Origin of the sequence: Bradyrhizobium sp. CCBAU 53338 (assembly GCF_015291665.1) — a bacterium.
In the GTDB taxonomy this organism is placed as follows: domain Bacteria; phylum Pseudomonadota; class Alphaproteobacteria; order Rhizobiales; family Xanthobacteraceae; genus Bradyrhizobium.
This window is the reverse complement of sequence record NZ_CP030048.1, coordinates 5,531,415-5,543,148: the sequence shown is the minus strand read 5'-3', so window position 1 is coordinate 5,543,148 and position 11,734 is coordinate 5,531,415. Positions and strand designations below refer to the sequence as shown.

Here is an 11,734-nt window from a genome sequence, read left to right as displayed (position 1 = left end):
GCCGAGAGGCCGCCGTTGGCGGGCAGCTTCATCGGATTGCCGCCGCCAATCTTGTCGCCGGGCTCCTATCCCTCGTATTGATCCGGGCCCATCGCCCACGACGCCTGATCGTGGCCGTAGGCGTAGTTGCGATTGTTGACGACGGGATTGCGATTGACCATCGGCCGCATGAACATCGGATGCGTCGCGCTGCGCACCTCGTGCTCCACGGTGAAGAGAGGCTTGCCGCTGTCGAGATCGACGATGTCGCAGAAGCGGTACTGGTACTGATTGTCTTCGCGCGAGATCAGGTTGCGCGCCAGCAGCTTGCGGTAGGGGCCGGAGAAGTCGGTGATGTACATCTGCACATGGTGGCCGTCGTAGCCGGGCTGCGGCCGGTCGGTCTCGCGGAATAGCAGATGCTGGTCGCGACCGGTCTTCACCGCCGCAACCTTGCCGTCGCCGTTGCGGAGACTCGCGGGCATGCCCATGATGTCAGGATAGAAGGCGCAGATCGCCTCTGCCGAACCGGCCGGCACGTCGAACTCGACATAGGGAATGCCGAGCGTGATGCGCCCGAAGCGCGCGGCATCCGGCTCATGGATGCGGATGCGGTTGCCCCACGGGCAGGTCGCTTCGACGTAATCATTGTGCTCGGCGTATTTGAACGCCGTATCTTCGAGCTTGCCTTTGACCGAAGCCAGCCGCGCCAGCAGCGCCTCGCGTCCCTCGATGACGAGCCCGGTATGGCCGCGCAGCACCTGCGCCTTGCCGCTTGGAAGATGAAACTGGCTCCGTCCGGCATTGATCCACATGTTGGTATCGGACACCATCAGATAGGGATCGCGGGTCAGCCCGAGGCCGGTGACGTAGAACAGCGTGGCGAGGCGCTGGTCCGGAACCGTGATGTTGACGTGCTCGAAATGGATGGCGTTGCCGAGATCTTCTGCGGACCTGTCGAATTGTTGCGGCATGGCTGTGCGCTTCTCGCTGGAGGGACTGACTGCTGGCGCCATACTAGAGCAGAATTTCCGCCGGCCGAAACATTTGGCGGATCACATCTTGCGTGCAGGGCACCATGTGCGCTGCGGCCTTGCCGCGGCAGGCATTCGCTGTAATCTGACCTGAAAGAGACAAGGAATGAGGTCGATGGGGGGAGTTCTGGAAGGCGTGCGCGTCCTCGATTTCGGGCGCTATATCGCGGGGCCGTATTGCGCGACGTTGCTGGCCGAGTTCGGTGCCGAGGTCATCAGGGTCGAAAAGCGCGACGGCAGCGAGGACCGCTTCGTCGCACCTGTCGGCGAAAGCGGCGAGGGCGCGCTGTTCCTCCAGGTCAACCGCAACAAGAAGTGCATCACGCTCGATCCGATGACGGAGCAGGGGCAGGAGGTGATGCGCCGGCTGATCGCGACCGCGGACGTCGTCGTCGCCAATCTGCCGCCGCAGACCTTGCGCGCGATGAAGCTCGACTACGAGCAGTTGAAGGCGATCAAGCCCGATATCATCCTGACGACGGCCACCGCATTCGGCGGGCCGGGACCGTGGTCCGACCGCGTCGGCTTCGACGGCGTCGGGCAGGTGATGTCGGGATCGGTCTACATGACCGGCGCCGGCGATCCGCCTTACCGCGCGGCCGTGAACTGGGTCGATTTCGGCACTGCGCTCCATTGCGCGTTCGGCACGCTCGCGGCGCTGATCGAGCGCGGCAAATCCGGGCGCGGGCAGATCGTCGAGGGCGCACTGCTCGCGACTGCTTTGTCCTTCACCAATGCGACGCTGATCGAGCAGGCGGTCATCAATGTGAACCGTGTTCCGACAGGCAATCTCGGCCAGACCGCAGCGCCTGCGGATATCTACCGCACCAGGGATGGCTGGGTGCTGTGCCAGGTCACGGGCCACCCGCTGTTCAAGCGCTGGGCCAGGCTGATGGGCGAGGAGGAGTTTTGGCTGAACGATCCGCGCTTTGCCGACGACATCAGCCGCGGCAACAACGGCCCTGTTATCAGCGAGCGGATGGCGCGCTGGTGCGCGATGCGCACCACGCAGGAGGCTGTGGATACCCTCGGCAAGGCGATGATTCCAACCGGGCCGGTCTTGAGCCCGCAGCAGGCGCTCGACCATCCGCACATTCGCGCCGCAGGCTTTCTTCAGGACGTCGACTATCCCGGCCTGCCGAAGCAGGCGCCGGTGGCCCGCGCGGCAGTGCGATTGTCGGAAACGCCCGGCGAGATCGCGGCGCGTCCACCGACGCTTGGCGAGCATACTGATTCGGTGCTCGCGGAACTCGGCTACGACAAGGCTGCGATTGCAGCGCTGCGGCAGGGCGGCATCATTTAGCCGCTGCATCGAGACAAGAGTGGAAATGGGCCGGCTCGTCTGCTAGACGACTGGCGGCTCATCCTCGCGCTTTTCTGCGTTGGCCGGCGACCTCTGCGTCGCATGAGGTTCTGGGGAGGCGCGCCCCCGCGCGCCCCGTCCTATCTGCATGACCATCCGCGACCGACCAGGCATGAGTTCGGCGGCGCATGGCATTGATGACTGTTCACGACGAGAAACGGATTCACGTGCGTCATTCCAAGACATTGCGACCGGCCAAGAAAGCGGCGGTCAAGAGTTCGCCCAAGAAGCGCGCGCTCGCAAAGAGCCCGACCAGCAGACGCTCGCCAGGCAAGGCTTCGCCGAAGCCAAGCAAGGGCGCGCAGCGCGCCTCGATCTCCTCGTCGTCGCCGCTCGGCATGATGGCGCTGCATCTCTTGGCGCAATGGAAAGAGTCCGGCCGCAGCGGTCTCGTGTTCCTCGCGGAAAGCGAGAACAGGGCGGAGCGGCTCGGCAGCGTCATTCACGCGTTCGATCCGTCGTGTGAAGTGCTGGTGTTTCCGCGGCTGAACACGCTGCCGTTCGACCAGTTGGAACCATCGCGCGAGATCGCCGGCCGTCGAGCCTCGGTGCTGCGGCGCCTCGCCAAATCGAGGCAGCCGATCTTTCTGGTCTCGACGGCTGAAGCCGTGATGGAGCGCCTGCCGCCGCCGGCGAGCCTGTTGCGCCTGAACACGTCCTTGAAGGTCGGCGGCACCTACTCCGAGAGCGAGCTTCGCGTTCGCCTCGAAGAGCTGGGCTATGACCTCGACGACGAGCCGGATTATCCGGGCGGCGCGCTGTTTCACGGCCAGACCTTTGAAATCTTTCCCGCCGGTGCCTTGGGACCGTTCCGGGTGGAGCATTCCGGGCGCGCGATCAAGCGGATCGTGGCGTTCGATCCGCAAGAGCACGACATCATCTTCGAAACGAAAGAGCTTCTCGTCGATCCCATGTCGGAGCGGCTTGCGATCACCGGCGCGCGGGCCAGGCGCGCGACGCTGTTCGACTATTGCGGCAAGGCCAAGTGTATCGCGGATGCCGGCGTTGCCGTACATGCCGACGCCTGGTTGAGCACGATCGAGGAGGCCGCGGGCCGTGCCGACCGGGAGCGCGAGTATCTCGGACGCAGCGACTGGAAGCAGGCGACCCGCGGCATGAAGGTGCTGCAGCGGACCGCTCCGTTCCAGGCGACACCGGAATTCTCAAAACTGTCGTCCGCAAGGAAGGCTCTTCGCGCCTTCGTCGAGGACGTCAGGCACGACGGCTCGCGTTTCATCTTCGTCGCGGCGCAGGAGGAAGACCTGCGCGCGATGGAGCGGCTGAGCGGCGTGCGCACGGAGCGCGTCGCGGATTGGGCGGAGGCTGAGGCCGCGCGCCAACGTGACGTGGCACTGCTCGCCGATCTCGATGGCGGCTTCGTCATCCCGGGCAAGAAGCCCGCCGTCGTCCTGACCGCGACCGACGTGCTCGGCAGCCGCGCGCATCATCCGCAGCCGATGGCGCGAAGCTGGAGCGCGGCCTTCGATCATGCCGACGTGCCGGAGCAGGGGACGGTGGTCGTGCATCTCCAGCGCGGCATCGGCGTGCTCGATGGCTTGCAGACCGTCAACACCGGCGGCGGTGCGATGCGCGAGATGGTCCGGCTGTCCTTCGCCGGCGACAACGCGGTCCTGGTGCCGCCGCCCGATCTGGCGCAGATGTGGCCCTACTCGACCGAGCGCGGCAAGCTCGCGCTCGACAAGGCGGATGGCAGCACATGGTGGGCCCGCCGCGGCGAGGCCGAGCAGGAGATCCAGGCCGCCGGCAAGGTGCTCGCCAAGCACATCAGCCAGCGCAAGCGGCGCAAGGCGGCCAAGCTGGTCCCGCCGGGAGCGCCTTACGAAAAATTCGTCGCGCGCTTTCCCTATTTCACGACCATCGACCAGGCCAAGGCGATCCACGACGTGCTGGACGATCTCGCCTCCGGCCATCCCATGGACCGGGTGATCTGCGGCGACGTCGGGTTCGGCAAGACCGAGGTGGCGCTGCGCGCGGCCGCGGCCGTGGTGCTCTCGGGCAAGCAGGTCGCGATTGCGGTGCCGACGACCGTGCTCGCCCGGCAGCACGTCGCAACCTTCCGCAAACGTTTTGCGCCACTCGGCATCGAGGTCGGCAGCCTGTCGCGCGCCACCTCTGGCGCGGAGGTGCGGGAGACCAAGGAAGGCTTGCGCAGCGGCCGGATCCAGATCGTGGTCGGCACCCAGGCGCTGACCTCGAAGGACGTGAAGTTCGACGATCTCGGCCTCGTCATCATCGACGAGGAGCAGCATTTCGGCGCCGCCGAGAAGGCGAAGCTGTCCGGTCTTGCGAAGAATGCCCATACGCTCTGGATGAGCGCCACGCCGATCCCGCGCACGTTGGCCGCCGGCCTTGCCGGCTTCCGGGATCTCAGCGTCATCGCATCTCCGCCGGTTCATCGGTTGCCGGTCGCAACCAAGATCGCGCCGCTCTCGGACGCCGCGATCGCCTCGGCCCTGCTGCGCGAACAGCGGCGGCACGGGCAGAGCTTTCTGATCTGCCCGCGCATCCAGGATCTCGAGCCGATGCTGGCGCGGGTGCAGGCAGTCGCGCCCGATCTCAAGATCGTCTGCCTGCACGGCAAATTGCCGGCGGACGAGATCGACGAGCGCATGATGACCTTCGTCGAGGGCAAGGCCGACGTGCTGCTTGCCACCAACATCGTCGAGAGCGGCCTCGATATCCCGCGCGCCAACACCATCGTGGTGTGTTGGCCGGAAAATTTCGGCCTGGCCCAGCTGCATCAGCTGCGCGGGCGTGTGGGGCGCGGCGGCATCCGCGCCTTCGCGTATCTCCTGACCGAGTCGGCCTCGAGCCAGTCCGAGAAGCGGCTTGCCGTGCTGGAAGAGTTCAGCCGGCCGGGCGCGGGCTTTGCCATCAGCGAGCGCGATCTCGATCTGCGCGGCGCTGGCGATCTGTTCACGGAGCAGCAATCCGGTCACGTTCATGTCTTCGGGCCGATCCTCTACAGCCATCTCCTGAAGATGGCCTCGGAGAAGGTCGATGACGGCATGTCCGTGGTGTGGGTGCCCGACCTCAATCTGCCGGTCGCGGACATGCTGCCCGCGAGCTACGTGCAATCGGCGCCGGTGCGGCTCGAGCTCTATGCCCGCGCCGCGCGCTGCGCCGATGAGGACGATCTCGACGATCTCGAGGAGGAGACCTCGCGCCGCTTCGGACCCTTGCCGCAGGGCGGGCGCGATTTCTTTGCGGCGGCGCGGCTGCGGCTGGATTGCAAGCGCAGAGGTATCATCCGGCTCGACGTCGGCCAGAGCGCGGTGGCCGCGACGTTCCTGCCGGGGCGATTGCGGAAGTCCAAGGGGAAGTCCCTGCAACGCGACGGCGACCGGGTCGTCTATCACAGCCCGATGCGAGATGCTCCGTTCGAGCGGGTCGAGGAATTGCTCGAGCTTCTCGACGAGTCGTGAGCCAGCTCAGAGCGAGCTCCCGCCGCAGATCACGAGCTGCTGGCCCGTGATGGCAGCGGCTTCGCCTGAGAGCAGGAACGCCACGGCGGCTGCGACTTCCTCCGGCTGAATGAAGCGGCCGATCGGCGGCAGTTTTGGTGCGACGTTGGCGCGCGTCGGATCCTTCAGCATCGGCGTTTCGGTCGCGGCGGGCGCCACCACGTTGACGGTGATTCCGCGCGGTGCGAGCTCGCTCGCCCAGGACCGCGCCAGCGCCACCAGCGCCGCCTTCGTCGCGGCATATTGACCGCGACCGGCTGCGCCCGAAGCGGTACGGCTACCGATGAAGACGATGCGGCCGCCTTTCGGCAGGCGCGGCGCCAGCGCGTCGGCGAGACGCCCGGCAACATCGACATGCAGCCGCCACATCGCAGCGCCGTCGTCGTGGTCCAATGATCCGAGCGGACCCACCTTGAGCAGGCCTGCGGCGTGAACCAGCGCGGTCGGCGCGATGTCAGCAACAGCGCTCGCGATGGTGTCGACATCGTTGAGATCGAGTGCCAAATGCGTGAACGCCGGATGATCGAACGTCCCAGCACGCCGACTGATCCCGGTGACGCGCCAGCCGTCGCGCAGCAGGCGCTCGATGATCGCAGCACCAATCCCCGAGCTGGCGCCCGTGACGAGCGCGTGCGGCCGCTTGTCCATCAATTCAGCCCTGCTTCACCCACGCCTCGGTCACGCGGACATATTTGATGGCGCGGCGATGGAAGGTAAAGGCCATGTGAATCGCGCCGTCGGCGGTCTGCTTGACCGAGGGGTAGGACAGCTCGCGATTGGTCTGGTCGCGCGAATTGTTGGTCATGCAATAACCGTCGCCAACTTCCACGTTGCGCTTGCGCCAGCTCTTTCCGTCGTCGGCCGAGATCGCCAGCGTCACCGGCGCCCGCGGCGCGCCCCAGAACGCGGTGCGTCCGTCTGCGTTGCTGCCGTCGCCGGCGAGCACGGGCGGAAGGTCGTCCTCGATCTCGTCATAGAGCGAGAGGCGGCGCCCGGTCGCGTCCCTGGCGCTGGAATCGTTGAAGACCAATGCGAGGTGACCGTTGTCAAGCCGCGTCAGCTGGATCGAGGAATTGTTGTTGGGCAGCGACGTCGCTTCAGGCGCCGACCAGCTGCGGCCGTGATCGGTCGAGCGGCTCTGATAGATGTTGTCGGCCCAGCGGCTGCGATACATCGCAACCAGCGAACCGTCGTCGAGGCGCGCGATGCTCATATGCACGCAGCCGCGGCTGCCGGGGACGTCAACATCCCGCCAGGTCTTGCCGGCATCGGAGGAGATCTTCACCGCGCTGGTGTCCTCGTCGCCATTCCATTTCCGGCCCGGCGTGCTGTGGCAATAGAACACAGGCAGCAGCCAGTCGCCGTTGTCGAGCACGACGATCGGCTGGCGGATGAAGGTGCCGCGGCCGCGATGCTCGGGGAACAGCGTCTCGATCGGACCCCAGCTCTTGCCGTTGTCGCGCGAGAGACGGCGGCGGATGATGGCGGTGTCCTGGTTGCCGGCGAGCTGCGCCGTCCACATCAGCCACAATGTGCCATCGGGGGCGGGGAACAGCACCGGGTTCTGCTCGGAGCGACCGGAATCGTCGGAGAGCTTCTCCGCGCGCGACCACTCCGCCGCGCCGCGGGAAAGCCGCGAGAAATACACCGAAATGTCGGACATGCCCTCCTGCGTGCCGCCGAACCAGACGCAGGCGAGATCGCCATTGGCGAGCGGCATCAGGTTGGCGGCGTGGTTCTGCACGCACGTTGAGGGGATGAAGGCGTTGAACCTATCAGGGTCGCCGGCCGCCACGCGAACGGCGCCGTCGGCCGTGATCTCGAGTTCGGCGGTCACGTCGAAGTCCTTTCAGCGAATGCATTTGGTTGCGCGGCCTGCGGCGCGGCAGGCGCCTGGCCCATCACCAGGCGCTCGATCGCCATCACCAGCAACGGTGTCACCGCGGCGATGTACATGTTGTCGATGCCGAAGGGATTGCCGAGCACGTACCAGACCGTGGTCGAGACGGCGGCGCCGATCAGGCCGGCGGTGGCGCCGCGGTTGCTGGCGAACAGCGGCAGGTAGAAGCCGAGCATCGCCACCATCGTGATCGACAGGCGCAGTGCGCGGGTGAAGAACGACAGTTTCAGGATCTCCGGAATGAAGAACACGAACACCAGCGGCACGATCGCGATCACGATCGAGAACACGCGCGTCATCTTCAGCTCGCGCTCCGGCGACGGCTTCCAGTAGGGCACGTAGAAGTCGCGCACCACGAGCGAAGCGATCGCGAGCGCGACGGTGCAGACGCTGACGAAGATCGAGGCGACCAGCGAGGTCGTCACGAAGGCGGAGGCCAGCGGCGGCATCTTCTCCAGGAACACCGGCAGCGCGTAGAGGCTGTTCATGTCGGGGTAGAGATACTTCGCGGCAACGCCGATCAGCGCGAGCAGGAAGCCGAGCGGAAGGCAGAACGCTGCGGCGTAGTAGGTCGCCTTGCGGGCCTCGTCGGCGCTCGGCGTCGAGGCGATCGCCTGCACGATGAACTGCGTCGAGAAGATCGCGCCGACCGTGCCGAAGGTCCAGGCGAAGATGGTCGCAAAGCCGATCTTGCCGTCCCAGCTGAAATAATAGGCCGGCAGCTTGGCCTGGATCGGCGCGATGCCGCCGGTCAGCGACATCGCGACCGCGAAGATGATGATGATGCCGACGACCTTGAAGGCGCTGTGCAGGATCGTCACCCAGGCGACGCCCTTCAATCCGCCGAACACGTAGTAGAAGGTCGAGACCACCGCGATGATGCACATTGCAACCGGCAGGCTGACATGCAGCGCGGTGGCGATCGCAGCCGCGCCACTGACGTAATTGCCGACATTCACCAGCAGCAGCGCGTAGATCATGATCACCGACACGGTGAGCATGGTCGACTTGCCGTATTTCTGCGCGATCGCCGCCGAGATGGTGTACTCGCCGGAATTGTAGAGCTTCTTCACCATCAGCATGCCGAACAGCAGGAAGCCGATCGAGGCGCCGAGCACGGCCCAGCCGGCGGCCATGCCTGACTGGAACGCTTCCTGCGCCGTGCCGACGGTCGATTTGGCGCCGACGAATTCGCTCATCATCAGCACGCCGACGACCACGGCCGGCATCGCGCGCGACGCGGTCATGAACTGATCGCTGGTGCGGCTGCGCAGCTTCAGCGTGAGCCAGGAGGTGAAGGCGATATAGGCGATGATCATCGTGACGATGAGCGTGCTTTCGCCGTTGAGCAGGGCTTGCATCTCTGACGTTTCCTCTGGTGGCGCAGGGATGCGGCGTTGTGAGCCCGCTTTTACCCGGCGGCAAAGTGTTCGGAATGCGAACAATTGTTGTTGAAATCCATTAAACCCGTCCGGGCGCGGTGCGTCAAGGCGCGCGGCGTTGAGGCAGCGGGGAAATCCGGGTTCCTGAGAGCAAGGTGGAGCTATGACGCGGACGCTATCGAGACGGCATCATCGCGTGCAAGCGCATCTACTCGGCGCTGCGCTTCCAGGCGCCGGTGCCGAGCTTGCCGGTGATCACAGCCAGTGCATCGTGGATTTCGTAGACGCCGGCGTCGCTATAGCCTGCCAGGCCCCTGATGGCGTGCAGGGTCCAGCGGCCGTTCGCGGCAGTGATCGTGCCTTCGTGCGGATGCGCCGAGCGCTGCGGCTCGGCGTGGAATTTGTAGGTGCCGTCGCCCATGATCTGCCAGATCCAGCGCGACTGGCCGCGGCCGCTCGGCACCATGATCTCCCAGGTGCCGACCAGCGCGGGATCGATCGTCGGCGTCCGCGGCGGAGCAGGGGAGACAGCAGCCGGAAGTGCTTGCTCACCACCAGCCGCCGGCCGGCCCGCGAGGTAGATCGCCTTGCGCGACAGCGAACCGTAGACGAAGGGCTGCTGCTCGTTGCGCGTCGCCTCCATCACGTCGTCGCGGACATTGCGGAACATGAAGGTGACCTCGACACCGGGTGCTTCGATGTTGCGCAGGAGTGCTGCTGCAAACGGGCTGTTGCGCGCGTCGCCGTCGAGCGCGGTCGTGCCGTCGCGTGCGGCATAGGCGACGAGAACGTTGCCGACAGGCTCGATGCGGCCGAGCCCGCTCACGGGGGCCGCGCGCGTGGCGATCGACCTGTTCATCTTGGCGGCAAAGGGATTGTTGCGGCAGGCGTCCAGGATGACGAGGCCGAGGCTCGTGGTGTTGGATACCTGCTGCATCACGCTTTGCAAATTGATGGCTTCGTTCGCCGCGTCGGTGTCCCGCTTCAGGTCCGCGTCAACAGGGATCAGCCAGTTCTCGCCGTTGATCTCCATGCCGTGGCCGGCGAAATACACCGCCGCCATGTCGGCGCCGGCGGCGTCGCGCCCCAAGGCGATCAGGCTGCGGCGCATCTCATCGAAGTTTGCATTGGTCGCCAGGGAGACCGTGAAGCCAAGCCGTTTCAGCGCCGCGGCGATATCGCTCGCATCGTTCGGCGGATTGAGCAGCGCGGGCACGTTCCCGTAGGCGCCGTTGCCGATGACGAGTGCGACCCGCTTGCCTTCCGCGGCTTCAGCCGTCGAGGCCACACCCGCGAACGCAATTGCCGCCGTCAACCCCGAAACGAATTCGCGCCGGTTCATCCGGATCTCGCTGCCTTGAACCAGCGTCTATTCTAGCGCAACCGATCCGGCGGAGCCACGGGGCCGCCTCTAGTTCGCCGACAGCGCCGTCTTGGCGACTTCGGCCATCCAGCCCGATGCCACCGGCAGGATCGCGTCGTTGAAATCGTAGCGCGGGCCGTGCAGCTCGGCGCCATCGCGCAGGGGTCCGTTGCCGATCCACACGAACGCCCCGGGGCGCTTCTGGAGATAGAAGGCGAAATCCTCGCCGGCCATGCTGGGCGCGAGGTCGCGCCGCACTTTTGCCCGCACCTTGTCCGCGGCCATGCGCGCGAGGCCGGCTTCCTCCGGCGAGTTGATGGTCACGCCGACGCCCATGACGATGTCGGGAGTGACCTTGACGTCGAAGCTCGTGGCGATGCCGGCGCAGATCTCGCCGATCCGCGCGAGGATGATGTCCTTCACCTCGTTGCGGTGATGCCGCAGCGTGCCGCGGATTGTGACCTTGCCGGCGATCTGGTTGGGCGCGGTGCCGCCCTCGATCGTCGACAGCGAGAGCACCGCGGTGTCGAGCGGATCGACGCTGCGCGACACGATTCCTTGCATCGCCACGATCAGGTGGCCGGCCGCCATCACGGGATCGCGGGTCAGATGCGGCATGCCGGCGTGGCCCGCATGGCCCTCGATGGTGATGGTGACGCGTCCGCCGGAGGCCATGACCGCCCCATCATGGACCGCGATGGTGCCGGCCTCGAGGCCCGGCCAGTTGTGGAATCCGAACACCCGGTCCATCGGGAAGCGCTCGAACAGCCCGGCCGCGACCATCGCGCGCGAGCCGCCAAAACCTTCCTCGGCCGGCTGGAAGATGAAATCGACGGTGCCGCTCCAGCTCGTGTCCGCCGCCAGCAGCGCGGCGGCGCCGAGCAGCGAAACCGTATGCCCGTCATGTCCGCAGGCGTGCATCACGCCTCGAGTTTTCGAGGCGTAGGCGAGGCCCGTATCCTCCGTGATCGGCAGCGCGTCCATGTCGGCGCGCAGGCCGATGCGCCCCTCGGCAGATCCGCGCGTCAGCGTCGCGACCACCCCGTGCCCGCCGATGCCGGCTTCGAAGGGAATCCCGAGCTCGGTCAGCCGCTCCTGCACGAAGGCGGCGGTGGCCTTCTCCTGCAGGGACAGCTCGGGGTGGGCATGCAGATGCTGGCGCCACGCAGTCAGTTTCTCGTGCAGTTCGGGGGTCAAAGGCGCAGCTCTTTTTGATGATGACGGCTGT

The 11,734-nt window shown here is 66.1% G+C and carries 8 protein-coding genes; 2 read left to right on the top strand and 6 right to left on the bottom strand.

The window, feature by feature from the left end:
* Positions 1-65: 65 nt before the first annotated feature.
* On the bottom strand, positions 66-953 hold the full coding sequence (locus XH90_RS25955; RefSeq protein ID WP_194477144.1) for a VOC family protein: 888 nt from the start codon (positions 951-953) through the stop codon (positions 66-68).
* Between the two features lie 175 nt (positions 954-1,128).
* Here XH90_RS25955 and XH90_RS25950 point away from each other — a divergent pair, with 175 nt between their 5' ends.
* Complete coding sequence (locus XH90_RS25950) at positions 1,129-2,316, top strand: CaiB/BaiF CoA-transferase family protein (protein WP_194477143.1); 1,188 nt, start codon at positions 1,129-1,131, stop codon at positions 2,314-2,316.
* Positions 2,317-2,714: 398 nt separating this feature from the next.
* A complete protein-coding gene (locus XH90_RS25945; RefSeq protein ID WP_194482812.1) occupies positions 2,715-5,822 on the top strand; it encodes a DEAD/DEAH box helicase in 3,108 nt (1,035 codons plus the stop codon).
* 6 nt (positions 5,823-5,828) lie between these two features.
* On the opposite strand, the gene XH90_RS25940 is transcribed toward XH90_RS25945, so the two are convergent.
* From XH90_RS25940 to XH90_RS25920, 5 genes are all read right to left on the bottom strand, one after another.
* Positions 5,829-6,509, bottom strand: coding sequence for an SDR family NAD(P)-dependent oxidoreductase (locus tag XH90_RS25940; RefSeq protein ID WP_194477142.1), 681 nt, complete (start codon positions 6,507-6,509; stop codon positions 5,829-5,831).
* 4 nt (positions 6,510-6,513) lie between these two features.
* A complete protein-coding gene (locus XH90_RS25935; protein WP_194477141.1) occupies positions 6,514-7,698 on the bottom strand; it encodes an exo-alpha-sialidase in 1,185 nt (394 codons plus the stop codon).
* On the bottom strand, positions 7,695-9,122 hold the full coding sequence (locus XH90_RS25930; RefSeq protein ID WP_194477140.1) for a sodium:solute symporter family protein: 1,428 nt from the start codon (positions 9,120-9,122) through the stop codon (positions 7,695-7,697). The genes XH90_RS25935 and XH90_RS25930 overlap by 4 nt, the downstream gene beginning before the upstream one ends.
* Positions 9,123-9,351: 229 nt before the next feature.
* Positions 9,352-10,485: a caspase family protein gene (locus XH90_RS25925; RefSeq protein ID WP_194477139.1), complete on the bottom strand. Its 1,134-nt coding sequence runs from the start codon at positions 10,483-10,485 to the stop codon at positions 9,352-9,354.
* 69 nt (positions 10,486-10,554) lie between these two features.
* A complete protein-coding gene (locus XH90_RS25920; protein WP_194477138.1) occupies positions 10,555-11,703 on the bottom strand; it encodes an amidohydrolase in 1,149 nt (382 codons plus the stop codon).
* Between the last annotated feature and the right edge of the window lie 31 nt (positions 11,704-11,734).

Coding starts and splice junctions, on each gene's coding strand:
- XH90_RS25945 (WP_194482812.1), top strand. CDS start 2,715: ATGATGGCGCTGCATCTCTTGGCGCAATGGAAAGAGTCCGGCCGCAGC.
- XH90_RS25925 (WP_194477139.1), bottom strand. CDS start 10,485: ATGAACCGGCGCGAATTCGTTTCGGGGTTGACGGCGGCAATTGCGTTC.
- XH90_RS25940 (WP_194477142.1), bottom strand. CDS start 6,509: ATGGACAAGCGGCCGCACGCGCTCGTCACGGGCGCCAGCTCGGGGATT.
- XH90_RS25930 (WP_194477140.1), bottom strand. CDS start 9,122: ATGCAAGCCCTGCTCAACGGCGAAAGCACGCTCATCGTCACGATGATC.
- XH90_RS25950 (WP_194477143.1), top strand. CDS start 1,129: ATGGGGGGAGTTCTGGAAGGCGTGCGCGTCCTCGATTTCGGGCGCTAT.
- XH90_RS25955 (WP_194477144.1), bottom strand. CDS start 953: ATGCCGCAACAATTCGACAGGTCCGCAGAAGATCTCGGCAACGCCATC.